The following is a 24,476-nucleotide window of genomic DNA, read 5'->3' on the forward strand; positions in this document are numbered from 1 at the left end:
GGCCCCGCCCGCCCGACGCGGCTACGCCGTCGTGCCGACGGGCGGGGTGGTGGGCAGGGCCGCGTTCCGCCAGGCCTGGAACCCGCCGGTGAGGTCCGTCGCGCGGCGCAGCCCCAGCGCGTGCAGGGAGGCCGCCGCCAAGGTGGAGGCGTACCCCTCGTTGCAGATCACGACGATCCGCAGGTCGTGGTCCGAGGCCTGCGGGATGCGGTGTGAACCCCGGGGGTCCAGGCGCCACTCCAGCTCGTTGCGCTCGATGACCACCGCGCCGGGGATGAGCCCGTCCCGCTCCCGCAGCGCCTGGTAGCGGATGTCGACCAGCAGGGCCCCGCGCAGGAAGGCTTCGTAGGCCTCCTGCGGACCGACGCGGGTGTAGCCCTCGCGGATCCGCTCCAGCAGCTCGTCGATGCCGACGCCGGGGGCGCTCACTGCCAGTCCGCCGGGCGCTCGACGTGCTCCAGGGTGAGGACCGGTCCGCTGCGGCCGTACCGGCGGATCAGGGGGAGCGGCGGGTAGTACGCGTGCACGGAGATCGCGTGCTCGGAGGGGGACTCGTTGAGCACCTCGTGGACGTGGTGCTCGCCGAAGGCCCGGCCGACGCCCGCGTCGAGGCCGCGCGTGCGGTCCACATCCGGGGCCAGCTCCAGCGACTGCCAGCCCTCCGAGGGCAGTCGGACGCTCAGGGACCGCTCGGTGAGCCGGCCCCGCGCGGTGGCGAACGCGCCCCGCGACTCGGCGTGGTCGTGCCAGCCGGTGCCCGCGCCGGGGGGCCAGCCGATCAGCCAGGCCTCACTGCCGCCGGGGCCGTCCAGCCGGATCCAGGTGCGGCCCTCGGGGTCGAGGGGCAGGGAGCCCACGACCGCCGGGTCGGCGGCGGTGCGCAGGGCGAAGTCGAGGAGTTCGGCGGCCGTCGGGGCGCCGGGCGTACGGCCGGGGGCGGGAAGGTGAGCGGGTGCCGTGTGCTTCGGGGCAGGGGCGTGCGTCGATGCGGGCGCAGACATGGGATGACCGTCCTGGGTTCGCGAAGGGCGCGCCGGGCCGCGAGGGGGCACACGGGCGCGCGGAGGGAGGCGAGTCAGCAGGAAGGACGACACACGCAGCCCGCGTAGCGGAGCAGGTCCATATGGACCCTCCGCCACAGGCGTACGTCGTTGCCGGTCATGTCGGCGAGTGAACCACGACTCCCCGTGAGCGTCAATCGATCACCACTGTGGGCGTGGTGGAGGGGGAGTCCGTCGTGCGGGGCCCGCCGGCCCGCTCCGGGCCGCCGCGCCCGCCCGGGGTGTCGGCCCGCTCGGGGGCCCCGGCCCGGACCGCGTCGGCGGCCTCGTACAGCTCCGCCGGGCGCACGCCCGCGAAGGTGGCCGCCAGGTGCCCGTCGGGCCGGACGAGCAGCACGGTGTGCGCGGGGGCGCCCGGGTAGTCGTCGGCGACCAGCAGCTCCGCCGGCACCGGCAGGGCGGTGACCGCCGCCGCGAGCCGGGGCATCAACCCCGCGCCCACCCAGTGCCGCCGGTCCCAGACCCCCGTGCCCGGGGCGACGAGCAGCACCAGCAGGCGGCCCCGGCCCAGCATGTCGCGCAGCGGAACCGTGGCCCCGTCGGGCGCGGTCACGGGGACGTCGACCACCGGACCGCCGGGCTCCGTGGCCGTCGGGACCTCGCGGACGGCCACCGGCGGGGCGTACACGGGCTCGGCGCCCAGCGGGCCCCGCCCCAGGTGGCCGTCGGTGAGCAGGGTCTCGGCGGAACGGGCCGACCCCGGCAGCAGGCCGCGCAGGCCGCTGCCGCCGCGCAGGGCGGGCATGGCCTGGTCGGCGGCGCGCAGCCGGGCGGCCACGGCGGTGCGGCGTTCGTCCTCGTAGCTGTCGAGCAGGGCCTCGGAGGCGCCCTGGTGCCAGTCCAGGGCCAGCTTCCAGGCGAGGTTCTCCGCGTCGCGCAGCCCCTCCTCGACGCCCTGGGTGCCGAGCGCGCCCAGCAGGTGCGCGGCGTCCCCGGCGAGGAAGGCCCGGCCGTCGCGCCAGCGTCGGGCGAGGCGGTGGTGGAGGGTGTGCACGCCGGTGTCGATGAGGTCGTACGGGGGAGTCGTGCCGCCGCACCACCCCGCCAGGGTGTCGCGGATGAGGAGGACCAGCGCGTCGGGCGTGACGAGTTCCCCGCGCGCGGGCAGCAGCCAGTCCAGGCGCCACACCCCGTCGGGCAGCGGCCGGGCGGTGATCTCCGCGGGGCCCGAGGGCGGGTTGCGGTGCAGCAACGCCTCGCCCGGCCAGGGTAGTTCGGCGCGCAGGGCGGCCACGGCGTGGCGTTCCACCGCGGTCCGGCCCGGGAAGCGGATGCCGAGGAGTTTGCGCACGGTGGAGCGGGCGCCGTCGCAGCCGACCAGGTGGCTGCCGCGCCATCGGCCGGCGCCGGGCCCCCGGGAGTGCGCGGTGACGCCGCGACCGTCCTGCTCCAGGGACTCCAGCTTGTGGTCGGTGACCAGCCGGACGAGCGGCTCGGCTCCCGCGGCGTCGCGCAGCCCGCGCGTCAGGGCGTGCTGCGGCAGGTGCAGGGGCGCGGGGCGGTCGTCGAAGGTGACGCGCCCGCTCTCCTGTCGGCGCCGCAGGGTGCGCCAGGCGGCGTAGGGCACGCCTTCGTCGCGCAGCGTCGTACATCCGAGCCGGTGCGCCATGGCGGCGGTGTCGGCGTGCAGGACGACGGAACGGGCGGGCCGGGGTTCCTCCTTGCCGGGCCCTTCGTCGAGCAGGACGCTGGGCACGCCGTGGCCGGCGAGGGCGAGGGCCAGGGACAGCCCGACGGGACCCGCGCCGACGACGATCACCGGGTCCATGATGCGGCTCCCGATGTCCGGTATGTGATCACAGAACGTATGCAACCCACTGAAGGTGCCCGCGTCAAGTGACCCCGGTCGGGAGGACGTGGTGTGGTGCGACGACGTGTGGTGCGGCGGAGGAATCCGCCGCACCACACGGGTCACGCACGACGGCTGACTCTACGTCAGCCCCTTCGGCCCCCGGACGGGAGGGCCGGAGCTCAGGCGGCGGGGGCCGAAGGGCCCCCGGCCCGACTCAGGCGCCGGTCGCCGCGGCGCCCGTGGCCAGGTCGTCGACCCGCGCCGCGCCGTCCACCGTGCCGGAGCCCTTCTTCGACCTGCGCAGCCTGCGCTCCATCCAGGAGGCGAAGGTGGTGAGGGCGAAGTTCACCGCGATGTAGATCAGCGAGATCACGACGAGGGTCGCGATCGTGTTGCTGTAGTTCGCCGAGATCTGCCGGTTCATCGAGAGCAGTTCGGCGAGGCCGAGCAGCGAACCGCCGAGGGCCGTGTCCTTGAGGATGACCACGAGCTGGCTGACCAGGGCGGGCAGCATCGCCGTGACGGCCTGCGGAATGAGCACGTGGACCATGGTCTGGCCCTTGCGCATGCCGATCGCCTTGGCCGCGTCGGTCTGGCCGCGCGGCAGGGAGAGCACGCCCGCCCGGACGATCTCGGCGATGACCGAGGCGTTGTAGAGGACGAGGCCGGTCACCACGGCGTACAGGGGGCGCACGTCGGAGGTGACGGGCGTGAACTGAACGAAGAAGGCGCTGCCGAACAGCATCAGCATCAGCACCGGGATGGCGCGGAAGAACTCGACGAACGCGCCGACCGGACCGCGCACCCAGGCGTGGTCGGAGAGCCGTCCCATGCCGAGGAGCGCGCCCAGGGGCAGGGCGATGACCATGGCGATCACGCCGGCCTTGAGGGTCTCCAGCAGGCCGGGGATGAGGAAGGTGGTCCAGATCTGGCCGTCGGTGACGAAGGGGGACCACTTGTCGGCGGCGAGCTGGCCCTTCTCGGCCATCAGGGACAGCGCCCACCACAGGACCAGCCCGAACAGCACGACGAACGCGCCGCTGTATATCCAGTTGCGGGCCTTGGCCTTGGGGCCCGGGGTGTCGTACAGCACGGAACTCATCGCTTCACCGCCACTCGCTTGGCCACCCAGCCCAGCAGCAGACCGGTGGGCAGGGTCAGCAGACAGAAACCGAGGGCGAAGATCCCGAAGACGGCGAAGAGCGCGTCGGCCTCGTTCTCGATCATTTCCTTCATCAGCAGGGCCGCTTCGGCCACGCCGATGGCCGCCGCCACCGTGGTGTTCTTGGTGAGTGCGATCAGTACGTTGGCGAGCGGTGCGATGACCGCCCGGAAGGCCTGGGGGAGCACGATCAGGGTGAGCACCTGGAAGAAGCTCAGCCCCAGGGCGCGCGCCGCCTCCGCCTGGCCGACCGGCACGGTGTTGATGCCCGAGCGCAGGGCCTCGCAGACGAAGGTGCCGGTGTAGGCGATCAGGCCGAACACCGCGAGGCGGAAGCCGGTCTCCTTGAAGGTCTCGCCGCCCATGTTGATGCCGAGGGTCTGGCTGAGACCCAGGGAGCAGGCGATGATCAGCACGGTCAACGGGGTGTTGCGCACCAGGTTGACGTAGGCGGTGCCGAAGCCCCGCATCAGCGGGACCGGGCTGACCCGCATCCCGGCCAGGACGGTGCCCCATATGAGCGAACCGACCGCCGAGTAGAGGGTGAGCTGAACCGTCACCCAGAAGGCTCCGAGCACGTCGTACTGCCCGGAATCAAGAAAATCGAACACGATGCCCTGCGCTCTCCCCAGGATGGCCGGTGAGGTGCGCCGCCGCCCGCGGTGGGCGGGGGGCGGCGCACCTCACCGGGAAATCAGCTGCCTTCGGTGATCTGCGGGGCAGGCTCGTTCTTGTAGTCGGCCGGGCCCAGGTTCTTCTTCACGGCCGCTTCCCACGAGCCGTCCGAGACCATCTTCTTGAGCGCGGTGTTGATCTTGGTCTGAAGGTCCTTGTCGCCCTTCTTCAGACCGATGCCGTAGTTCTCGTTGCTCATGTTCAGGCCGACGAGCTTGAACTTGCCCTTGTTCTTCTCCTGCGCCGCGTAGCCGGCCAGAATGGAGTTGTCCGTGGTCAGGGCGTCGATGGACTTGTTCTCCAGGCCGGTCAGGCACTCGGAGTAGCCCGGGAGCTCCTGGAGGTCGGCTTCCTTGGCCAGGTCCTTCTTGATGTTCTGCGCCGAGGTGGAGCCGGTGACGGAGCAGAGCTTCTTCTTGTTGAGGTCCTCGACCTTGGTGATGCTCGAGTCGTCCGCGCGGACCAGCAGGTCCTGGTGGGCCAGGAAGTACGGGCCGGCGAAGTCGACCTTCGCCTTGCGCTTGTCGTTGATCGAGTAGGTGGCGACGATGAACTTCACGTCACCGTTGGCGATCAGGTTCTCGCGCTCGGCGCTGACGGCCTGCTTCCACTCGATCTGGTCCGGCTGGTAGCCGAGCTCCTTGGCCACGTACGTGGCCACGTCGACGTCGAAGCCCGTGTACTTGCCGTCCGGCGTCTTCAGGCCCAGGCCGGGCTGGTCGAACTTGATGCCGATGACGATCTTGTCCTTGCCGCCGCCGCCCGACGGGCCGGCGTCGGAGGCGGCCTTGTCGCTGCCGCCGCCACAGGCGGTCGCGGTCATGGCGAGGACGACGGCCGCGGCGACGGCCGCACCGACCTTGGAAACCTTCATGGTGAACTTCCCTCGGGTGAGACGTTGTTGAACGACGAGCGGGGCCCGTCGTGCGCGACGGCGTGCTCTGTCGACCGGATCACTACCAGACGAGAACGTCAGTGGTGCAGGATCTTCGAAAGGAAGTCCTTGGCGCGGTCACTGCGCGGGTTGCTGAAGAACTGCTCGGGAGTGGCCTGTTCGACGATCTTGCCGTCGGCCATGAAGACGACGCGGTTGGCCGCCGAGCGGGCGAAGCCCATCTCGTGCGTGACGACGACCATCGTCATGCCCTCGGCCGCGAGCTGCTGCATGACCTCCAGCACCTCGTTGATCATCTCCGGGTCCAGCGCCGAGGTGGGCTCGTCGAAGAGCATCACCTTCGGGTCCATCGCCAACGCGCGGGCGATCGCCACGCGCTGCTGCTGGCCACCGGACAGCTGCGCCGGGTACTTGTCGGCCTGCGAGCCGACCCCCACCCGGTCCAGCAGCGACTTCGCCTTCTCCGTGGCCGTCGCGGGGTCCGTCTTGCGGACCTTGAGCTGACCCAGCATCACGTTCTGCAGCACCGTCTTGTGCGCGAACAGGTTGAAGGACTGGAAGACCATGCCCACGTCGGCACGCAGCCGGGCCAGTTCCTTGCCCTCCGCCGGCAGCGGCTTCCCGTCCAGCGTGATGCTGCCCGAGTCGATCGTCTCCAGACGGTTGATCGTCCGGCACAGCGTGGACTTGCCCGATCCCGAGGGACCGATCACAACGACGACCTCACCGCGGGCAATGCTCAGATCGATGTCCTGAAGCACGTGCAGCGCGCCGAAGTGCTTGTTGACGTTGCTCAGTACGACCAGGCCGTCCGCGGCACCGGCCGCGTCCTGCACGTCCTTGGTCACTGATACTCCGCTCATCGGCTTCTTGCTCCGTCCTCCGTCGGTTGGGAGGACAGTAGTGACGACGCGCGCACACCGTCACCACATCTGAGGGAGAATTGAGCATAACGAAACGGCCTCGGCCGTATACGCTCCGTGCGCGGTCCCCGACTGGTGCACGATGTACGCGTACCGGGTGCATAACGGAAGACCGACCGGGCCGGAACCCCCTTGACGTGACACTCTCCATGGGCGTGGATGCAGGGTGGCCCGTCGTGGGTCGTGCTCCGTGGGCCACGCCCCGTCCCGGCGCCGAGAACAGGAAAGGGGACCGCTGTGAGACTGCTGCTCGTCGAGGACGACGACCACGTCGCCGCCGCCCTGTCCGCGATCCTCGCCCGGCACGGCTTCCGGGTGACGCACGCCCGCAACGGCGAGGAGGCCCTCCAGGCGCTCCTGCCGGCCGACACCCCCCAGGTCACCCCCTTCGGCGTGATCCTGCTCGACCTCGGCCTGCCCGACCAGGACGGTTACGAGGTCTGCGGCAAGATCCGCAAGCGCACCAGCACGCCCGTGATCATGGTCACGGCCCGCGGCGACGTACGCTCGCGCATCCACGGCCTGAACATGGGCGCCGACGACTACGTCGTCAAGCCCTACGACACCGGCGAGCTCCTCGCCCGCATCCACGCCGTCGCCCGGCGCACCGGGCCCGCCGCCGACGAGACCACCGGCCCCGGCTCCGGCACCACCGCCGCGGCCCCCGCCCTCGTGCGCCTCGGCCCCGTCGACATCGAGCTGCCCACCCGCCGCGTCAGCGTGCACGGCAAGGACGTCCAGCTCACCCGCAAGGAGTTCGACCTGCTGGCCCTGCTCGCCCAGCGGCCCGGCGTCGTCTTCCGCCGCGAACAGATCATCAGCGAGGTCTGGCGCACCAGCTGGGAGGGCACCGGCCGCACCCTGGAGGTGCACGTCGCCTCGCTGCGCTCCAAGCTGGGCATGCCCGCGCTCGTCGAGACCGTCCGCGGGGTGGGCTACCGGCTCGTCACCCCGGCCGCGCCCTAGCGGGGACCCGCCGTGCGCGCCCGGCTGCTCCCCCTCCTCGTCATCCTGATGGCGGGGGTCCTGCTCGCGCTGGGCTTCCCGCTCGCCGTCAGCCTGGCCGCCGCCCAACAACAGAGGGTCGTCGTCGACCGCATCGACGACAGCGCCCGCTTCGCCGCCCTCGCCCAGTTCGTCATCGACGCCGAGGGCTCCGGCGCCACCGGAGCCGACGAACGACTCGCCACCCTCCAACTCGAACTCGCCCGCTACCAGGAGCTGTACGGCATCCGCGTCGGCATCTTCGGCCGCGACGAGAACGCCATGGCCCGCGCCCCCGGCTGGTGGCAGCTGCCCGAGTCCGGCGAAGGCCACCGGGCCTACCAGGAGGCCCTCGCCGGCCGGCGCAGCCACGACCCCGGCCAGGTCTGGCCCTGGCAGACCCACGGCAAGCTCCTCGTCGCCTCCCCCGTCGTCCTGGACGGCGACGTCGTCGCCGTCGTCGCCACCGAGTCACCCACCGACCTGATGCGCGAACGCATCCTGCGCGGCTGGCTGATCATCGCCGGCGGGCTCGCCGCCGCCATGCTGCTCGCCTTCGGCGCCGCCCTGCGCCTGACCAGCTGGGTCCTCAAGCCCGTCGGCACCCTGGACGCCGCCGCCCACGGCATCGCCACCGGCCGCATGAACTCCCGCGTCGCCGCCTCCGGCGGCCCCCCGGAACTGCGACGCCTGGCCCGTTCGTTCAACGAGATGGCCGACAACGTCGAAGAGGTGCTGGAACAGCAGCGCGCGTTCGTCGCCGACGCCTCCCACCAACTGCGCAACCCGCTCGCCGCACTGCTCCTGCGCATCGAACTCCTCGCCCTCGAACTCCCCGAGGGCAACGAGGAGATCGCCTCCGTGCGCACCGAGGGCAAACGCCTCGCCCAGGTCCTCGACGACCTCCTCGACCTGGCGCTGGCCGAACACGCCTCCGCCGAGATCAGCCTCACCGACATCGGCGCCCTCGCCGGGGAACGGGTCGACGCCTGGCGCCCCTACGCCGAGGAGAAGGGCGTACGCCTCACCGGGTCCGGCCGCTCCGCCGTCACCGGCTGGGCCGACCCCATCGCCCTGTCCAGCGCCCTCGACGCCGTCATCGACAACGCCCTGAAGTTCACCCCGGCCGGCGAGGAGGTCGAGGTCTCCGTGTCGGCGGCCGGACGCAGCGCCCTCGTCGTCGTCGCCGACCGCGGACCCGGCCTCACCGAGGAGGAACTCCACCGGGTCGGCGACCGGTTCTGGCGCAGCGGACGCCACCAGAACATCAAGGGCTCCGGGCTCGGCCTGTCCATCTCCCGCGCCCTGCTCGCCGCCGGCGGCGGATCCCTCTCCTACGAGACGAACCCGCCGCACGGGCTGCGCGTGACCGTGGCCGTGCCCCGCACCGATCCGCAGGCCGACACCGCCCAGGGCTGACCGCGGGTCGGCGCGGGCCGGCGCACACGGACCGGCGCACGCGGGCCGGCGGCCGCCGGCTACCAGCGGAACGTGGTGCGGGCCGGGGCGGAGGCGGCGTAGACCTCGTCGACCGCCCGCAGCTCGAAGACCGTCACCTGTTCCCGGCCCGCGCGGCGCACGGAGGGCAGGTACAGCGCCGTACCGCAGGTGCCGCCGAGGAAGCGGCGGGCGCCGTCGGGGAGCACGCGGTGGAGCTCGTAGTGGCGCACCGGGCCCGGCGCGCGCCCCCACGACAGCCTCAGCTCGACCTCCTCGTCCCGCCGGGCGTGGGCGCCCACCTCCAGGTGCGGGGGCGGGGCCGGGCGCCGTCCGGCGGTGGTGTCGCGTACCGTCAGGGCCCCGAGCCGCCAGGACACCGGCTCCTTCCCGGGCGCGGTGATCCGTACGGCGATCGCGTACGCCGTCCTCCCGGCCAGCGGCGCGAGCGGGATCCGCGAGGTCCGCCAGCCGGAGCCGCCGCCCGGCGGCGCGGCGAACCACGCGTACGCCACCGGCTCGCCCGGGGCGGCGGGCTCGCTCGTCGCGACCCCCAGCTCGACGGAACCGGGCCCCGGCCGCGACCCGGGCCGGTGGACCAGTTCCGCGACCGTGGCACGGGTCAGCGGCAGCCGCGTCGCGTGCAGCGCCACCGTCGCCGGGGCGGTCAGGGCTCCGGACACCAGCAGGCTCGAACCACCGCGCCACGCGTCCGCGAAGTCCAGGGTGACCTCCGGGCGCGAGCCGGCCGTCTCCACCGCCCAGCGCCGGCCCGGGAGCCGGTCCTGGAGCCCGAGGTGGTTCCACGGCTCCTCGGAGACCACCCGGCCGCCGTCGTACCAGCGCAGCCCGTGCCCGGTGTTGAAGGAACAGCCGAAGGGCAGGGACCCGACCGTGGACCGGTCGGCCACCACCGTCGCGGGCGCCCGCCAACGGGCCCCGGGCGCGGGCCGCGCCGGGTCGAGCGACTCGCCCGTCCAGAGGTGGTCGTCGGCGCGGTGGAAGGCGCCGGGGGAGCGGTCGGCGAGGTGGTTGCGGGTCCACTCGGGCCGGTAGAAGCCGAGGCTGACGACGTGCTCCCGCCCGCGCGGGACGATCGCGTCCCAGCGCACCGGGGAGTCCCAGCCGGCGGACTCCAGGTCGACCGCCGCCCACAGCGCGTACCGGGAGCGGCCCAGCCGCTCGGCGAGCGCGCCGGAGGAGTCGAGCGAGGCCGCCGACCAGCGGAAGTCGACGAACAGAGTGTCCGCGACCGGGCCCGCCCGGTCCTCGAAGAACTCCTGGTTGAGCGCGTTGAGCGCGCCCTGCCAGCCGACCCGCCCGGTGCTGTTCATGGCGTCGTACCAGGTCACGCGCAACCCGTGCGGGGCTCCCAGCCGCCGCAGCGCCTGCAGGAACTCCCGCATGTCGCGTGCCAGGGCGCCGTCGCCGCCGTCCGTCTCCGCGTTGACGAACCACCCGTCGAACCCGTACGTCCGCGCCACCTCGACGAGGCGTTCCGCGAGCGGGAAACCGCCCGCCGGGTCCCGCTGCACGAGATCCCGGGTCCAGCGCAGGTCACCCCCGTAGGCGACGGGCGGCAGGAAGACGTTGCCGAGGACCGGCACGCCGTGGCGGTGGGCGGCGTCGACGACCGGGGCGTTCGGCGCGAGGACGATGCCCTCACCGGAGGACCCGCCCCAGAACACCAGCTCGTCGAGGTACGCCCAGTGCGTCAGGGCGTAGTGGTCGGCGGTCGCCGAACCCTGCGAGGGGTTGGCGGAGGTCGGCCCGAAGGAGACGAGCGCCGAGACGCGGGCCCGGTCCGCGCGGGCGTCGCGGTTCGGCGGGACGGGCGTGAACCGGGGCGCGAGGGGCACGGTCGCGGTGTTGTGGGCCAGGTCCGGATCCGCACCCGGGGTCCAGGCCTTCAGGGAGCGCCACACGATGCCGGGCCCGGGCTCGCCGTGGGGGAGCGAGTCCGGGAACCAGTAGGAGGCGTACGGGGCGAGGCCGGACGGGGCCGCGGCACCCGCCGGGCCCCTCGTGGCCGGGCCGCCGGACGGGCCGGGGCCCGTCGGCGCGGCCGTCGCCGGCGCGGGCGGGAGCAGGACCGCCCCGGCCCCGGCGACCCCGGCGGTCAGCACCGCCCGCCGGCCCGGTCGGGGCGGTTCGGGTATCGGGGGCGGGGAGGGGTGCGGGGCGGGCGTACGGGAATCGGCGCCTGCGCCGGTTTCGGACATTGCGGGCTCCTCACGCGGGGGTCGGGACGGCCTCGGGTCGGGTCGCGCAGGGTCGGGTCGCGCAGGGTCGGGTTGCGCCGCGCCGGGTCGCGCCGGGTCGCGTCGGGGCGGTTCGGGTCGGGGCGGTTCGGGTCGGCACGGGTTCAGATGACGTCGTGCACGCGCAGCACCTCGGTGATGCCGCGCGCGGACAGATGGGCCGCGTCCCCGGCCAGCTCCTCCAGCACCACGGCCGGGCGCCCCCCGCGCTCCGCCAGCGCGGCCCACGCCTCGAAGAACGCCCCGCCCGGCGCGCACACCGACCGCCCCGGGGCCTCCTCGGCCCCGCCGACGTCGAGGGCGAGCGCGGTGGTCCGTACGGCGGGCCGGTGCTCCCGGTGCCGCCAGGAGTCGGCGATCCCGGCCAGGACGGCGCCGGCGGGCTTGACCCGGCGCGCGTTGGTGAGCAGCCCGAGCCCGTACTCCAGCTCGGGGAAGTCCGCCAGCTCGCGGGACACGTCGTGCGAGCACCACCAGGTCACCCCCCACACGTCCGCGCAGTCCAGGGCGCAGGCGACGGTGGCCTCGGTGAACCGCGCCGCGTGCTCGGGCCCGATCAGCGGCGCGGGCGCCCCGACCTCCTGGAGCCACACCGGGCGGTGGGGATCCGTGGCCCAGGCCTTGGACAGCTCGATCAGGTACGCGGCGTGGTGCTCGGTGGCCGTCCCGCTCCGGCCGTGGCGCTGGGCGGTGCCGTTGAACACCCAGGAGTGCACGGCGGTCGCGGCGCCCGAGCGGGCCGCCTGGGCGGGGGTGAAGGGGTGGTCGTCGCGGTACCAGGCGGCGTCGTACTCGGCGTGCACGTGCAGCCGGCCCGGCGCGCCCTTCTCGCAGGCGGCGAGCATCCGCTCCAGCCAGCGTGCCGCGCCGGCCGGGGAGACGCGGTACGGGTCGGGGTGGGGCGGTCCGGAGAACTGGTTGATCTCGTTGCCGACGGTCATGCCGAGGAAGTGGGGCCGGTCGGCGAGGGCGGCGGCCAGCGTGCGCAGGTACTCCTCCTGCGCGGCCACCACGTCCGGATCGGTGTAGAGGTCGCGCCGGTGCCAGGTCGTGATCCACGAGGGGAGGAAGTCGAAGCTCGACAGGTGCCCCTGGAGCCCGTCGACGGCCACGTCGAGGCCGCGTTCGGCGGCGGCGTCGGCGAGCGCGACCAACTGCTCGACGGCGCGCGGCCGGATCAGCGTCCGGTTGGGCTGGAACAGCGGCCACAACGGGAACACCCGCACGTGGTCGAGGCCGAGCGCGGCGATCGAGTCGAGGTCGGCCCGCACCTCGTCGAGGTCGAAGTCCAGCCAGTGGTGGAACCAGCCCCGGCTCGGGGTGTAATTCACGCCGAAACGGAGGGTGCGGGCGGCACGGGGCATGAAGGGTCCTGGAGTTCAGTGGAATTCACCGGGTGCCCATAAACTGCCGCCCTTCCGAGGGGGAGTCAACAGGGCCCCCGCCGTTCGAAATCGAGGGCCGAGGGGCCGTGGGCGATCCACCGGCACTTATGCGCTTCAGTCCGTTCGGGGCACGGTTCCCTTATGGTCACCCCGGGCGCACTAATGCGGTTTAGTGGACCTGTCCGACCAGGGCGTACACAGGAATGGGCAGCGGCATTCCGGTCATCTTCCCGGCCGGCGTCGCGTACGGTCTGCCCAGCGCGGTGCGCGGCACCGGGGGACCGAGGGATGAGGCAGGCATGGCCCGCAGACCCACCATCAAGGACATCGCCCGCCGGGCCGGGGTGTCCGAGAGCGCGGTGTCCTTCGCGCTGAACGACCGTCCGGGGGTGTCCGACGCCACCCGCGCCCGGATCCGCGGCGTCGCCGAGGAACTGGGCTGGCTCCCCAACAGCGCCGCCCGCGCCCTGTCCGGCGAACGATCGGGTGCCGTCGGGCTCGTCCTGGCCCGGCCCGCGCACACCCTGGGCGTCGAGTCCTTCTTCCTGCGACTGGTCTCCGGGATCCAGGAGGTGCTCGCGGCCTCCGGGATCGCCCTCCTCTTCCAGGTGGTCGAGGACGTCGACGCCGAATGCGCCGTCCACCGCCGGTGGTGGGCCGAGCGGCGCGTCGACGGGGTCCTCCTCGTGGACCCGCGTACGAACGACCCGCGCCCGGAACTGCTGGCCCGTCTGGGGCTGCCCGCCGTACTGGTCGGCGGCCAGGCTGCCCCACCGGGCAGTGAAACCGCGCCCGCCGCGGCTTCCGCATCCGCCACGGCTCCCGGGCCTGCCACGGCTCCAGCGCCTGCCGCGGCCCCCGCGCTCGCCGCGGCTCCCGCGCCCGCCGACGCCCCGCCGTCCGTCACGGCGCCCGGGTCCGGAAGGGCGGCCGAGCCGACCGCGCCGCCCGCGCCCGCCGCAGGCGGCGGGCTCTCCGCCGTCCGCTCCGACGACGCCCGCGCCATGGCCGACGTCCTCGCACACCTCCATGCCCTCGGCCACCGCCGCATCACCCACATCGCGGGCCTGCCCGGCCTCGCGCACACCGACCGCCGCGTCGCCTCGCTGCGCGAGGAGGCCGCCCGCCTCGGCCTGCCCGCCGCCCGGGTGCGCTCGGTCCCCACCGACTACTCCGACACCGAGGGGGCCGCCGCCACCCGCCGCGTCCTCGCCGAACCGGAGCCGCCCACCGCCCTGATCTACGACAACGACGTGATGGCCGTCGCCGGCAGCGCGGTGGCCGCCGAACTCGGCATCCCCGTGCCCGGCCGGCTCTCCGTCGTCGCCTGGGACGACTCGCCCCTGTGCCGGGTCACCCACCCGCGGCTGACCGCCCTGGTCCGCGACACGGCCGCCTTCGGCCGGATCGCGGCCGAGGAGCTCCTCGCCCTCCTCGCCGGGGGAGCGCCCCGTACCCGCGAGAGCGAGCCGCCCCGGCTGGAGCCCCGCGAGAGTACGGCCCCGCCCCCGGCCGCATACTGAAATCCGACCCCTTTCAGGAGCGCCACCGTGACCACTCCCACCTCAGCCTTCCCCGTGCCGCGCGCCGGAGCCGTCGCGACCGCGGCCACCGGCCCGACGGTGGCGATCGACATCGGCGGCACGAAGATCGCGGGAGCGCTCGTCCACCCCGACGGCACCCTCACCGCCGCCACCCGCCGTCCCACCCCGCGCGGCACGGACGCCGAGGGCGTCATGGCGGCCGTCACCGAAGTGATCGCCGACCTCGCCGAGGACCCCCTGTGGGAGCGGGCCGTACGCTGCGGCATCGGCAGCGCCGGCCCCGTCGACACCTCCCTGGGCACGGTCAGCCCCGTCAACATCGCCGCCTGGCGCGGCTTCCCCGTCCAGGCCCGCGTCGCCGCCGAACTGAGCGCCCGCGGCGCCCGGATCCCCACCGTCCTCGCGGGCGACGGGGTCGCCATGACGGCCGCCGAACACTGGCTCGGAGCGGCGCGCGGCCACGACAACGCCCTGTGCATGGTCGTCTCCACCGGCGTCGGCGGCGGCCTGATCATCGGAGGCCGCCTCCACACCGGCCCCACCGGCAACGCGGGCCACATCGGTCACATCAGCGTCGCCGTCGACGGGGACCCCTGCGTCTGCGGGGGCCACGGCTGCGTCGAATCCCTCGCCTCCGGCACCGCCATCGCCCGCTGGGCCCGCGAACGGAACTGGACCGGCCCCGACCCCACGGCCGCCGGCGTCGCGGCCGCCGCCGAGGCGGGCGACCCGGTCGCCCTGGCCGCCTTCGACCGCGCGGGACGCGCCCTGGCCGCCGCCATCGCGGCCACCGCCACCCTCGTCGAGACCGACGTGGCGGTCATCGGCGGCGGGGTCGCCGCCTGCGGGGACACCCTGTTCCGGCCGATCCGCCGTCACCTGGCCGCGTACGCCACCCTGTCCTTCGCCCGCGGCGTCAAGGTGGTCCCGGCCGCCCTCGGCACCGACGCCGGACTCATCGGCGCGGCCGCCGCCGCCATGATGCTGCCGGCCGGGCCGAGGCCGACGAGCCCTACGGCTTGACCGAGCGGTAGTAGCGCCGCGCGCCCTCGTGCAGGTCCAGCGGATCGGTGTAGATCGCCGTCCGCAGGTCCACCAGCTGCGCCGCGTGCACCTCGTGCCCGATCCGGTCCCGGCTGAGGATCACCGTCCGCGTGAACCGCTCCGTCAGCTCCGCCCCGGTGTCCTCCCGCGTGACCAGCAGGTTCGGAACCGCCACCGTGGCCACCGCCGAGGTGTTGCGGGCCCGCGCGTAGGCGTCCTGCGGCATCACCGCGGCCCGGTAGTAGCGGGCCGGACTGCCGCTGGCCTGGAGCCGCTCCAACAGGTCGCCGAGCTGGACGAGCCGGATGTCGAAGCGCTCCGACAGCTCGCGCACCGCGTTCGTCGGGAGCCCCCCGGACCAGAAGAAGGCGTCGATGCGGCCCGCCTCCAGCTCCGCCGGCATGGTGTCGATCCCGATGCCCACCGTGGTGACGTCCCGTACGGGGTCCAGCTTGGCCGCCTTGAGCAGCCGCTCCGAGACCAGCCGGACGCCCGAACCCTCCTGACCCACCGCGACCCGCTTGCCGCGCAGGTCGCGGGCCGACTGCACCGGGGACCCGGCGGGCACCACCAGCTGCACGTAGTCGTCGTAGAGCCGCGCGCAACCGCGCAGCCGGTCCGCGCCCGGCTTGCCGTCGGCCCGGTACTTGCCGACCGCGTCCGCCGTCGCCACCGTGAAATCCGCCTCACCGGCCGCGACCCGCTGGAGGTTCTGCTGCGAACCCTCGCTGGTCGCCAGCCGGACCCGGACCTCCGGCATGTCCTGGGCGAGCGCCTGCTCCAGCAGCTGGCCGTAGCGGTGGTAGACGCCCGTACGCACACCGGTGCTGAAGGTCAGGTCGCCGGTGAGCTCCGGCTCACCGAAGGGCTTCAGCCACCACAGGAGCCCCGCGAGCACCACCAGCACGGCGGCCAGGCCCTGGAGGACGCGGCGCCGGCCGAAACGGGGAGGTATGCGGAACATGCGCGCGATCCTGCCACCCCTCCGGCCTCCTGTCACGGCACGGACCTCCCGGCGCACCCGCGCTCGGCCCCGCCCCCGGCCTCGCCCACGACCCCGCACCCGTACGCGCGGCCGGAGGTCTCCCGGCTACCGCCTACCCTTGTTGCATGACCAGCAGCAGCGACCGGAGCCCGGCAGTGGACCCCAAGGGAACTTACGAGGTGCGCACCTACGGGTGCCAGATGAACGTGCACGACTCCGAGCGACTCTCCGGTCTGCTGGAGGACGCCGGCTACGTCCGCGCCCCCGAGGGCGCCGACGGTGACGCCGACGTCGTCGTCTTCAACACCTGCGCCGTCCGCGAGAACGCCGACAACAAGCTCTACGGCAACCTCGGCCGCCTCGCCCCCATGAAGACCAAGCGCCCCGGCATGCAGATCGCCGTCGGCGGCTGCCTCGCCCAGAAGGACCGCGACACCATCGTCAAGCGGGCCCCCTGGGTCGACGTGGTCTTCGGCACGCACAACATCGGCAAGCTGCCCGTCCTGCTGGAGCGCGCCCGCGTCCAGGAGGAGGCCCAGATCGAGATCGCCGAGTCCCTGGAGGCCTTCCCCTCCACGCTCCCGACCCGCCGCGAGTCCGCGTACGCCGCCTGGGTCTCGATCTCCGTCGGCTGCAACAACACCTGCACCTTCTGCATCGTCCCCGCCCTGCGCGGCAAGGAGGAGGACCGCCGGCCCGGCGACATCCTCGCCGAGGTCGAGGCCCTGGTCGCCGAGGGCGTCTCCGAGATCACCCTGCTCGGCCAGAACGTCAACGCCTACGGCTCCGACCTGGGCGACCGCGAGGCCTTCAGCAAGCTGCTGCGCGCCTGCGGACAGATCGAGGGCCTGGAGCGCGTCCGCTTCACCTCCCCGCACCCGCGCGACTTCACCGACGACGTCATCGCCGCCATGGCCGAGACCCCGAACGTGATGCCGCAGCTGCACATGCCGCTCCAGTCCGGATCCGACCCGATCCTGAAGGCGATGCGCCGCTCGTACCGCCAGGAGCGCTTCCTCGGCATCATCGAGAAGGTCCGCGCCGCGATCCCGCACGCCGCGATCTCCACCGACATCATCGTGGGCTTCCCCGGCGAGACCGAGGAGGACTTCCAGCAGACGATGCACGCCGTGCGCGAGGCCCGCTTCGCGAACGCCTTCACCTTCCAGTACTCCAAGCGCCCCGGCACCCCCGCCGCCGACATGGACGGGCAGATCCCTAAGGAAGTCGTCCAGGACCGCTACATGCGCCTGGTCGCCCTCCAGGAGGAGATCTCCTGGGAGGAGAACAAGAAGCAGGTCGGCCGCACCCTGGAGGTCATGGTCGCCGAGGGCGAGGGCCGCAAGGACGGCGCCACCGCCCGCCTCTCCGGCCGCGCCCCCGACAACCGGCTGGTGCACTTCACCAAGCCCGACGAGGACGTCCGCCCCGGTGACGTCGTCACCGTCGACATCACCTACGCCGCCCCGCACCACCTCCTCGCCGAGGGCCCGACCCTCTCCGTGCGCCGCACCCGCGCCGGCGACGCCTGGGAGAAGCGCAACGCCGCCCCGGCGCAGCCCAAGGGCGTCCTGCTCGGCATCCCGACCCTCGGCGTGCCGGCCCCGCTGCCCGTCGCCACCTCGGGCTGCGCGATCGACTGACCGTCGACCGGCGGGGCGACTAGGCTGCGGATCATGCTCGTAGCCGCCGCCGTCTGCCCCGCCCCGCCGCTCCTCGTGCCGGAGGTCGCCGCGGGCGCCGCCGCCGAACTGGACGACGCCCGTACCGCCTGCTCCGACGCGCTCGCCGTGCTCGCCGCCTCCCGACCCGACCTCCTGGTCGTCGTGGGGGCCACCGAGGACGACCACGCCGGGCCCTACCCGCAGGGCTCCCGGGGCGGATTCCGCGCCTTCGGCCTCGCCCCCGGACAAGCCCCCGAGGTCCGCCTCGGCGACGGCGAGGAAGGGCCCCGGCTGCTGCCCCCCGCGCTCGCCGTGGGCGCCTGGCTGCTGGACCGGGCCCGCTGGGGCGCCGCCCCCGTCGAAGGCCTCGGGATCGCACGGCCCCGGGACACCGCCGCGTGCCTCGCCGCCGGCCGTGAACTCGCCGACCGCGACGCGCGCGTCGCCCTGCTCGTCATGGGCGACGGCAGCGCCTGCCGCACCCTCAAGGCCCCCGGCTACCTCGACGAACGCGCCGCCGCGTTCGACGCGGGCGTCGGCCGCGCCCTCGGCGCCGCCGACACCGCGGCCCTCGCCGCCCTCGACCCGACGCTCGCCGCCGAACTCCAGGCCGCCGGGCGCGCCCCCTGGCAGGTCCTCGCCGGCGCCGCCGAGGGCGCGGGCCTCGCGGGCCGACTCCTCTACGAGGACGCCCCGTACGGCGTCGGGTACTTCGTCGCCACCTGGTCCTGACCCCGCCCGCCCCGCCCGCCCCGGGTCCGTCCCGGCTGCCCCGCCCGCCCCGGGTCCGTCCCGGCCGCCCGGGTCCGCCCCGCCCGCCCCGGGTCCGTCCCGGCCGGCCGGGGTCCGGCCGCCCGGGCCCACGGGGCACCGGACGCGCCGAAGGGGCGCCGGACCCTCGGTCCCGCGCCCCTTCGAGCGGTGTTCCCGTACGCGCCTAGGAGGCGGCCGGCGGCGTCGGCCCGCCGGGGGTGTCCTTGTGCGCGATCTTGCCCAGGGCGTCCTTCGCCTTGTCCGTCCCGGTCGTGATCCGGTCGCTGTACTTGCCATGGGTCTTGGAGTCCACGGCCTTCGCGACCTTGTCCAGGCCCTCGCCGATCTTGCCCTCGTGCTGCTGCGCGAGGCCCTCGACCTTCTCCTTGGCAGGAGCGAGCTTGGCCTTCAGATTGTCCAGCAGGCCCATGGGGCATCCTCCAGTGGCGGTATCTACGTACGGGCGCCCTCGCCGGCCCCGCTCTCCGCGGCGACCTCGGCCGACTGCTGCTTCGGGATCTCCACGGCCTCCGCCGCGGGAACCTCCGTCACAGCCGCGGGAGTCTCCCCGGCCTCCTCGGCCGGGACGTCCTCCGTGACCTCGGCCCGCGCCGCGCCGGCCTCGGTCTCGACCGCCTCGGTCGCCACCTCGTCCTTACGGCGAAGAAACCAGTCAAAAACGCCCATGTCTACTCACCTAACGTTACTCGCGGGGGTGAAGTTCCGCTGCGGCCCGAACGGCCGGAACCAGGTGCACGCCAGGCGTACGCCGGGCCGGAACCTCTTCAGGGCAACGACCCCCGCCGTACCCCGTCACGTAACCCGATCGAGTACGTGCCGTTCGGTTTGCGAGACTGTGTCCGTGAGGAATGCACCCCCCGCCCCGCGGGTCATCGCCGTCGTCGGTCCCACCGCGGCCGGAAAGTCCGACCTGGGCGTCGCCCTGGCCCGCCACTTCGACGGCGAGGTCGTCAACGCCGACTCCATGCAGCTGTACCGGGGGATGGACATCGGCACCGCGAAACTGACGACCGAGGAACGCGGCGGCGTCCCGCACCACCTCCTCGACATCTGGGACGTCACCGAGACCGCCAGCGTCGCCGAGTACCAGCGCCTGGCCCGCGCCGAGATCGACAAGCTGCTCGCCGAGGGCCGCACCCCGGTCCTCGTCGGCGGATCGGGCCTCTACGTCCGCGGCGCCCTCGACGCCATGGAGTTCCCCGGCACCGACCCCGAGGTCCGTGCCCGCCTGGAGGCGGAGGTCACGCTGCGCGGCCCCGGAGCCCTGCACGCCCGCCTCGCCGCCGCCGACCCGGCCGCCGCCGCCGCGATCCTGCCGAGCAACGGCCGCCGCATCGTGCGGGCCCTGGAGGTCATCGAGATCACCGGCCGGCCCTTCACCGCCAACCTCCCCGGCCACGAGTCCGTCTACGACACCGTCCAGATCGGAGTCGACGTGGCCCGCCCCGAACTCGACGAGCGGATCGCGCTGCGCGTGGACCGCATGTGGGAGGCCGGGCTCGTCGACGAGGTCCGCGCCCTGGAGGCCGCGGGCCTGCGCGACGGCGTCACCGCCTCCCGCGCCCTGGGCTACCAGCAGGTACTGGCGGCCCTCGCGGGGGAGTGCACGGAGGAGGAGGCCAAGGCCGAAACCGTCCGTGCCACGAAGCGCTTCGCACGCCGTCAGGACTCGTGGTTCCGCCGCGACCCCCGCGTCCACTGGCTCAGCGGAGCCGTCGCCGACCGCGGGGAACTCCCCGGACTCGCCCGCTCGTTGGTCGAACGAGCGGTTACAGCCTGATCACGTGATGGCATCGGGACGCCCCGCGCGCCCGTCGCGGGCCCGCGGCCGTGCCATCATCAAACTTCTGAACAGCGGCGTACGAAGTCCGAGTGGGGAGGGCGCGTGGCGATGGAGGCCGGCCCTCGTCGAGACACCGGGCGGGACGACACCAGACAGGGAGCGGACCCGATGCTCCACCCCGGGCCCGCGCAGCGAGGCGCGTCCCCCGACGCCGACGCGCCCGCGCGCGGGGCCACGGGTGCCGCCGGGGCGGCCGACACCCCGCCCTCCCGATCCACGACCGCCGGGGCGCCCGACGTCCCCGACACCCTCGGCCTGCCCGCCGACCCCGCCCGACTGACCCCCGACGGCCCCGACGCGCCCGAATCCGGCGCCGAGGACGCCTCCGGCCCCGCCGTCGAGGTCGAACTGCGCCCCCAGCGCCGCCTGCGCATCTGGCAGATCGCCCCCATCGTCCTGCTCGGCGTCGCGGGATCCCTGATGTTCGGCTTCCCCCTCGCCTTCGAGTTCGGCGACGGCGGAGCCGTGGTCGCCATGCTGGGCTTCCTCATCAGCTGCTGCGCGGGCGGTTGGGGCATGATGGCCGCCCGCCGCGTCGGCTACACCTGGCCGGGGCTGCCGCCGCGCGGCAGCGGCCGCCGCGCCGACTGGCGGATGCTCGCGCTGTACGCGCTCGTCGCGCTGGCCGTCGTCGCGCTCGCCGTCTACCGCGTGGCCCGGCTGCGCTGACCGCGCGGGCCCGGCGTACCGCGTGTGGGCCACACACCGCCCCCGTGCCCCACGTGCCCCGGGCGCCCCGCGTACTTCCCTGGTGCGGCCGATCCCGCAGGTCCGGGCGGTGCCGCCCGGTCGTCGCCGCCGGCCGCTCGGTACCATGGGCCCGTGACGCACACCACCCTCTCCTTCCTCAAGGGCCACGGGACCGAGAACGACTTCGTGATCGTCCCCGACCCCGACAACGCCATCGACCTGCCCGCGACCGCCGTCGCCAAGCTGTGCGACCGGCGCGCGGGCATCGGGGCCGACGGTGTGCTGCACGTGGTGCGCTCCGCCGCCCACCCCGACGCCGCCGCCATGGCCGCCGAGGCCGAATGGTTCATGGACTACCGCAACAGCGACGGCTCCATCGCCGAGATGTGCGGCAACGGCGTACGCGTCTTCGCCCGCTACCTCCAGTACGCGGGCCACGTCGAGCCCGGCGACCTCGCCGTCGCCACCCGAGGCGGCGTCAAGCACGTCCACCTCGACAAGACCGGCGACGTCACCGTCTCCATGGGCCGCGCCGAACTCCCCGAGGGCGACGTCACCGTCTCCGTCGGCGAGCACACCTGGCCCGCCCGCAACGTGAACATGGGCAACCCCCACGCCGTCGCCTTCGTCGACAGCCTCGACCAGGCCGGCAACCTGTACGACCCGCCGCCCTACAGCCCGGCCTCCGCCTACCCCACCGGGGTCAACGTCGAGTTCGTCGTCGACCGGGGCCCCCGCCACGTCGCCATGCGCGTCCACGAGCGCGGCTCCGGAGAGACCCGATCCTGCGGCACCGGCGCGTGCGCCGTCGCCGTGGCCACCATCCGCCGCGACGGCGTCGATCCCGCCGTCACCGGCGAACCGGCCACCTACACCGTCGACCTGCCCGGCGGCACCCTCACCATCACCGAGCACCCCGACGGCCGCGTCGACATGACCGGACCGGCCGTGATCGTGGCCACCGGGGAGTTCGACGCCGACTGGCTCACCGAAACGGCTTTCGCCTGAAGGTTCCCTCTCATGGGTGATCCGTTTCACGCTGAGCGAGAGGTGGACTGCGCCACGTGGTGGGGTCGGTAACATCAGGCACCGGCCCTGAGGGCTCACCCCATGCCCACCACCGCCGGTCGAAGCCGCCGGAGGTGCCCATGAGTGCAGAGGCCACGAACCCCGAAGCACACGCTGAAGTGCGCGCTGAGCTGCGCAGACGTGGCCGGAGCCGGCTCGATCTGCGCAGGCTCGGGCGGGCGGCCCTGCTCGGGCCGACGTCCCGGGACCGTCTCCCCGACGCCATCGGACACGTAGCAGAAGCGCATCGGGCCCACCATCCGGACGCCGATCTGTCCCTTCTGCGCCGCGCCTACCTCCTCGCCGAGACCTCGCACCGCGGTCAGATGCGAAAAAGTGGTGAGCCGTACATCACACATCCACTCGCGGTCACCCTGATCCTCGCCGAACTCGGCGCCGAGACAACCACCTTGACGGCGTCCCTGCTGCACGACACGGTCGAGGACACCGACGTGACCCTCGATCAGGTCCGCGCCGAATTCGGCGACGAGGTCGCCTTCATCGTCGACGGGGTCACCAAGGTCGAGAAGATCGACTACGGCGCCGCCGCCGAACCCGAGACCTTCCGCAAGATGCTCGTCGCCACCGGCAACGACGTCCGCGTCATGTCCATCAAACTCGCCGACCGACTGCACAACATGCGCACCCTCGGCGTGATGCGCCCCGAGAAACAGGCCCGCATCGCCAAGGTCACCCGCGACGTCCTCATCCCCCTCGCCGAACGCCTCGGCGTCCAGGCCCTCAAGACCGAACTCGAAGACCTCGTCTTCGCGATCCTCCACCCCGACGAGTACGAACACACCCGGGCCCTCATCGCCTCCCACGCCGGGGAGAGCGACCCGCTGCCCGCCATCGCCGACTCCGTACGCACCGTCCTGCGCGAGGCCGGCATCGCCGCCGAGGTCCAGGTACGACCCCGCCACTTCGTCTCCGTCCACCGCATCTCCCGCACCCGCGGCGAACTGCGCGGCTCCGACCTCGGCCGCATCCTCGTCCTCGTCGGCGAGAACGCCGACTGCTACGCCGTCCTCGGCGAACTCCACACCTGCTTCACCCCGGTCGTCTCGGAGTTCAAGGACTTCATCGCCGCCCCCAAGTTCAACCTCTACCAGTCCCTGCACACCGCCGTCGCCGTCCCCGAGGGCTACGTCGCCGAAGTCATCGTCCGCACCCGGCAGATGCACCGCGTCGCCGAAGCCGGCGTCGTCGCCCTCGGCAACCCCTACGCCACCGCCGAGACCCCCGACAGCGACGAGGAACGCGTCGACCCCACCCGCCCCGGCTGGCTCTCCCGCCTCCTCGACTGGCAACAGTCCGCACCCGACCCCGACACCTTCTGGACGGTCCTGCGCGCCGAACTCGCCCAGGACCGCGAGATCACCGTGTTCCGCGCGGAAGGCGGCAGCGCCCTCGGCACGATCAGCCTCCCCGGCGGCGCCAGCTGTATCGACGCCGCCTACGCGATGCACGGCGCGGCGGCCCACGGCTGTATCGGCGCCCGGGTCAACGGGCGCCTCACCTCCCTGTCCTCCCCGCTCTCCGACGGGGACACCGTCCAGCTCCTCCTCGCCCAGGACGCGTCCTCCGGGCCCGCCCCCGACTGGCTGGACCACGCCCGCACCCCCGCCGCGCGGATCGCCATCGCCACCTGGCTCCAGAACCACCCCGGCGGCGCCGGACCCGCCACGGCGGCCCCCCGGGCACCCCTGTCCGTCGTCGGAGCCCGCGGCGACGGCGGCAACGCCGTGGCCGACCTCCCCGACGCCCACGTACGCCTCGCCGGCTGCTGCACCCCCGTACCGCCCGACGCGGTCGCCGGGTTCGTCGTACGCGGCGGCGCCGTCACCGTCCACCGCGTCCACTGCCCCGCCGTGGCACAGATGCGCTCCCTGGGCCGCACCTCGGTCGCCGTGCACTGGCGGGCCACCGCGGACTGCCGCGTCACCCTGCTCGCCGAATCGTTCGGCCGCCCGCACCTGCTGGCCGACCTGACCGAGGCGATCGCCCGCCAGGGGGTCGAAGTGGTCTCCGCCACCGTCGAACCACCCGTCGAACAGCGCGTCCGACACAGCTACACCCTGCAACTGCCCGACGCCGCCGGACTGCCCGCGCTGATGCGGGCCATGCGGGACGTACCCGGCGTGTACGACGTCAGCAGGGCCTAGCCGCGCCCGCCCGCCGGGCGGGGGCGCGGGGCGCGGGGAGCGGGCATGGCAGGGGCGCGAGGGGAGGCCAGGGGGCGCGGGGCGTGAGCCGGGGGCGTGCGGAGGCACGGCGCACGGCCGGAGC

Annotated in this window: 23 protein-coding genes; 10 read left to right on the forward strand and 13 right to left on the reverse strand. The window is 73.8% G+C overall.

Annotation, left to right across the window (positions count from 1 at the left end; translation table 11 throughout):
* Positions 1-21: 21 nt before the first annotated feature.
* The 8 genes from ACZ6ZI_RS11155 to ACZ6ZI_RS11190 all read right to left on the reverse strand — a co-directional run bounded on the left by ACZ6ZI_RS11155 (position 22) and on the right by ACZ6ZI_RS11190 (position 6,448).
* Positions 22-429 carry a rhodanese-like domain-containing protein gene (locus ACZ6ZI_RS11155; RefSeq protein ID WP_469518735.1) on the reverse strand — a complete coding sequence of 136 codons (408 nt, stop codon included), beginning with the start codon at positions 427-429 and terminating at the stop codon, positions 22-24.
* Complete coding sequence (locus ACZ6ZI_RS11160; RefSeq protein WP_469518737.1) at positions 426-1,001, reverse strand: cupin domain-containing protein; 576 nt, start codon at positions 999-1,001, stop codon at positions 426-428. Before ACZ6ZI_RS11160 ends, ACZ6ZI_RS11155 begins: the two co-directional genes overlap by 4 nt.
* A gap of 74 nt (positions 1,002-1,075) precedes the next feature.
* Positions 1,076-1,162, reverse strand: a complete 87-nt coding sequence (locus ACZ6ZI_RS11165; protein ID WP_311318651.1) for a putative leader peptide — start codon at positions 1,160-1,162, stop codon at positions 1,076-1,078.
* A gap of 32 nt (positions 1,163-1,194) precedes the next feature.
* On the reverse strand, positions 1,195-2,829 hold the full coding sequence (locus tag ACZ6ZI_RS11170; protein ID WP_469518739.1) for an FAD-dependent monooxygenase: 1,635 nt from the start codon (positions 2,827-2,829) through the stop codon (positions 1,195-1,197).
* A gap of 238 nt (positions 2,830-3,067) precedes the next feature.
* Positions 3,068-3,955, reverse strand: coding sequence for an amino acid ABC transporter permease (locus ACZ6ZI_RS11175; protein WP_363052473.1), 888 nt, complete (start codon positions 3,953-3,955; stop codon positions 3,068-3,070).
* Positions 3,952-4,626: an amino acid ABC transporter permease gene (locus ACZ6ZI_RS11180; RefSeq protein WP_363052475.1), complete on the reverse strand. Its 675-nt coding sequence runs from the start codon at positions 4,624-4,626 to the stop codon at positions 3,952-3,954. The genes ACZ6ZI_RS11175 and ACZ6ZI_RS11180 overlap by 4 nt, the downstream gene beginning before the upstream one ends.
* An 83-nt stretch (positions 4,627-4,709) precedes the next feature.
* Positions 4,710-5,564: a glutamate ABC transporter substrate-binding protein gene (locus ACZ6ZI_RS11185; RefSeq protein ID WP_469518742.1), complete on the reverse strand. Its 855-nt coding sequence runs from the start codon at positions 5,562-5,564 to the stop codon at positions 4,710-4,712.
* A 98-nt stretch (positions 5,565-5,662) separates the two neighbouring features.
* Positions 5,663-6,448: an amino acid ABC transporter ATP-binding protein gene (locus ACZ6ZI_RS11190; protein ID WP_363052479.1), complete on the reverse strand. Its 786-nt coding sequence runs from the start codon at positions 6,446-6,448 to the stop codon at positions 5,663-5,665.
* Between the two features lie 297 nt (positions 6,449-6,745).
* Between ACZ6ZI_RS11190 and ACZ6ZI_RS11195 the strand changes: the two genes are divergently transcribed.
* Positions 6,746-7,474 carry a response regulator transcription factor gene (locus ACZ6ZI_RS11195; protein WP_469518743.1) on the forward strand — a complete coding sequence of 243 codons (729 nt, stop codon included), beginning with the start codon at positions 6,746-6,748 and terminating at the stop codon, positions 7,472-7,474.
* 12 nt (positions 7,475-7,486) lie between these two features.
* On the forward strand, positions 7,487-8,911 hold the full coding sequence (locus ACZ6ZI_RS11200) for a sensor histidine kinase (protein WP_363052483.1): 1,425 nt from the start codon (positions 7,487-7,489) through the stop codon (positions 8,909-8,911).
* Between the two features lie 59 nt (positions 8,912-8,970).
* Here the strand turns inward: ACZ6ZI_RS11200 and ACZ6ZI_RS11205 are convergent, their stop codons facing one another.
* Both ACZ6ZI_RS11205 and ACZ6ZI_RS11210 read right to left on the reverse strand, forming a co-directional pair.
* Positions 8,971-11,151, reverse strand: a complete 2,181-nt coding sequence (locus tag ACZ6ZI_RS11205) for an endo-beta-N-acetylglucosaminidase (RefSeq protein WP_469518746.1) — start codon at positions 11,149-11,151, stop codon at positions 8,971-8,973.
* Positions 11,152-11,294: 143 nt separating this feature from the next.
* Complete coding sequence (locus ACZ6ZI_RS11210; RefSeq protein ID WP_469518748.1) at positions 11,295-12,554, reverse strand: glycoside hydrolase 5 family protein; 1,260 nt, start codon at positions 12,552-12,554, stop codon at positions 11,295-11,297.
* Between the two features lie 320 nt (positions 12,555-12,874).
* Between ACZ6ZI_RS11210 and ACZ6ZI_RS11215 the strand changes: the two genes are divergently transcribed.
* Positions 12,875-14,098 carry a LacI family DNA-binding transcriptional regulator gene (locus ACZ6ZI_RS11215; RefSeq protein ID WP_469518751.1) on the forward strand — a complete coding sequence of 408 codons (1,224 nt, stop codon included), beginning with the start codon at positions 12,875-12,877 and terminating at the stop codon, positions 14,096-14,098.
* A gap of 27 nt (positions 14,099-14,125) precedes the next feature.
* On the forward strand, positions 14,126-15,142 hold the full coding sequence (locus tag ACZ6ZI_RS11220) for an ROK family protein (RefSeq protein ID WP_469518753.1): 1,017 nt from the start codon (positions 14,126-14,128) through the stop codon (positions 15,140-15,142).
* Here ACZ6ZI_RS11220 and ACZ6ZI_RS11225 read toward each other — a convergent pair.
* Complete coding sequence (locus ACZ6ZI_RS11225) at positions 15,132-16,127, reverse strand: TAXI family TRAP transporter solute-binding subunit (RefSeq protein ID WP_469518755.1); 996 nt, start codon at positions 16,125-16,127, stop codon at positions 15,132-15,134. The genes ACZ6ZI_RS11220 and ACZ6ZI_RS11225 overlap by 11 nt on opposite strands.
* Positions 16,128-16,273: 146 nt before the next feature.
* Here ACZ6ZI_RS11225 and miaB point away from each other — a divergent pair, with 146 nt between their 5' ends.
* Together miaB and ACZ6ZI_RS11235 are read left to right on the forward strand one after the other, a co-directional pair.
* Complete coding sequence (gene miaB / locus ACZ6ZI_RS11230; RefSeq protein WP_469518757.1) at positions 16,274-17,791, forward strand: tRNA (N6-isopentenyl adenosine(37)-C2)-methylthiotransferase MiaB; 1,518 nt, start codon at positions 16,274-16,276, stop codon at positions 17,789-17,791.
* Between the two features lie 33 nt (positions 17,792-17,824).
* Entirely contained in the window at positions 17,825-18,544 is a 720-nt protein-coding gene (locus ACZ6ZI_RS11235) for a class III extradiol dioxygenase subunit B-like domain-containing protein (RefSeq protein ID WP_469518759.1), read from the forward strand.
* Between the two features lie 205 nt (positions 18,545-18,749).
* Here ACZ6ZI_RS11235 and ACZ6ZI_RS11240 read toward each other — a convergent pair whose 3' ends face one another.
* Both ACZ6ZI_RS11240 and ACZ6ZI_RS11245 read right to left on the reverse strand, forming a co-directional pair.
* Complete coding sequence (locus ACZ6ZI_RS11240; RefSeq protein ID WP_363052496.1) at positions 18,750-18,995, reverse strand: antitoxin; 246 nt, start codon at positions 18,993-18,995, stop codon at positions 18,750-18,752.
* Between the two features lie 23 nt (positions 18,996-19,018).
* A complete protein-coding gene (locus ACZ6ZI_RS11245; RefSeq protein ID WP_469518762.1) occupies positions 19,019-19,213 on the reverse strand; it encodes a gliding motility protein in 195 nt (64 codons plus the stop codon).
* Between the two features lie 214 nt (positions 19,214-19,427).
* On the opposite strand from ACZ6ZI_RS11245, the gene miaA reads away from it, so the two are divergent.
* The 4 genes from miaA (at position 19,428) to ACZ6ZI_RS11265 (ending at position 24,352) form a co-directional block, all read left to right on the forward strand.
* Positions 19,428-20,366: a tRNA (adenosine(37)-N6)-dimethylallyltransferase MiaA gene (gene miaA / locus ACZ6ZI_RS11250; RefSeq protein ID WP_469518763.1), complete on the forward strand. Its 939-nt coding sequence runs from the start codon at positions 19,428-19,430 to the stop codon at positions 20,364-20,366.
* Positions 20,367-20,471: 105 nt separating this feature from the next.
* Positions 20,472-21,098, forward strand: a complete 627-nt coding sequence (locus ACZ6ZI_RS11255) for a hypothetical protein (RefSeq protein WP_469518765.1) — start codon at positions 20,472-20,474, stop codon at positions 21,096-21,098.
* Between the two features lie 153 nt (positions 21,099-21,251).
* Positions 21,252-22,127, forward strand: a complete 876-nt coding sequence (gene dapF / locus ACZ6ZI_RS11260) for a diaminopimelate epimerase (RefSeq protein ID WP_469518767.1) — start codon at positions 21,252-21,254, stop codon at positions 22,125-22,127.
* A gap of 140 nt (positions 22,128-22,267) precedes the next feature.
* Positions 22,268-24,352 carry a RelA/SpoT family protein gene (locus tag ACZ6ZI_RS11265; protein ID WP_469518769.1) on the forward strand — a complete coding sequence of 695 codons (2,085 nt, stop codon included), beginning with the start codon at positions 22,268-22,270 and terminating at the stop codon, positions 24,350-24,352.
* Positions 24,353-24,476 lie beyond the last annotated feature (124 nt).

The organism is Streptomyces sp. NPDC103540 (assembly GCF_055584445.1).

What these genes read in the sequence shown, in the direction of transcription:
- ACZ6ZI_RS11160 (WP_469518737.1), bottom strand. Translation starts at nt 1,001, where the DNA reads ATGTCTGCGCCCGCATCGACGCACGCCCCTGCCCCGAAGCACACGGCA.
- ACZ6ZI_RS11165 (WP_311318651.1), bottom strand. Translation starts at nt 1,162, where the DNA reads ATGACCGGCAACGACGTACGCCTGTGGCGGAGGGTCCATATGGACCTG.
- ACZ6ZI_RS11170 (WP_469518739.1), bottom strand. Translation starts at nt 2,829, where the DNA reads ATGGACCCGGTGATCGTCGTCGGCGCGGGTCCCGTCGGGCTGTCCCTG.
- ACZ6ZI_RS11175 (WP_363052473.1), bottom strand. Translation starts at nt 3,955, where the DNA reads ATGAGTTCCGTGCTGTACGACACCCCGGGCCCCAAGGCCAAGGCCCGC.
- ACZ6ZI_RS11185 (WP_469518742.1), bottom strand. Translation starts at nt 5,564, where the DNA reads ATGAAGGTTTCCAAGGTCGGTGCGGCCGTCGCCGCGGCCGTCGTCCTC.
- ACZ6ZI_RS11190 (WP_363052479.1), bottom strand. Translation starts at nt 6,448, where the DNA reads ATGAGCGGAGTATCAGTGACCAAGGACGTGCAGGACGCGGCCGGTGCC.
- ACZ6ZI_RS11205 (WP_469518746.1), bottom strand. Translation starts at nt 11,151, where the DNA reads ATGTCCGAAACCGGCGCAGGCGCCGATTCCCGTACGCCCGCCCCGCAC.
- ACZ6ZI_RS11210 (WP_469518748.1), bottom strand. Translation starts at nt 12,554, where the DNA reads ATGCCCCGTGCCGCCCGCACCCTCCGTTTCGGCGTGAATTACACCCCG.
- ACZ6ZI_RS11215 (WP_469518751.1), top strand. Translation starts at nt 12,875, where the DNA reads ATGGCCCGCAGACCCACCATCAAGGACATCGCCCGCCGGGCCGGGGTG.
- ACZ6ZI_RS11225 (WP_469518755.1), bottom strand. Translation starts at nt 16,127, where the DNA reads ATGTTCCGCATACCTCCCCGTTTCGGCCGGCGCCGCGTCCTCCAGGGC.
- miaB (WP_469518757.1), top strand. Translation starts at nt 16,274, where the DNA reads ATGACCAGCAGCAGCGACCGGAGCCCGGCAGTGGACCCCAAGGGAACT.
- ACZ6ZI_RS11235 (WP_469518759.1), top strand. Translation starts at nt 17,825, where the DNA reads ATGCTCGTAGCCGCCGCCGTCTGCCCCGCCCCGCCGCTCCTCGTGCCG.
- ACZ6ZI_RS11240 (WP_363052496.1), bottom strand. Translation starts at nt 18,995, where the DNA reads ATGGGCCTGCTGGACAATCTGAAGGCCAAGCTCGCTCCTGCCAAGGAG.
- ACZ6ZI_RS11265 (WP_469518769.1), top strand. Translation starts at nt 22,268, where the DNA reads ATGAGTGCAGAGGCCACGAACCCCGAAGCACACGCTGAAGTGCGCGCT.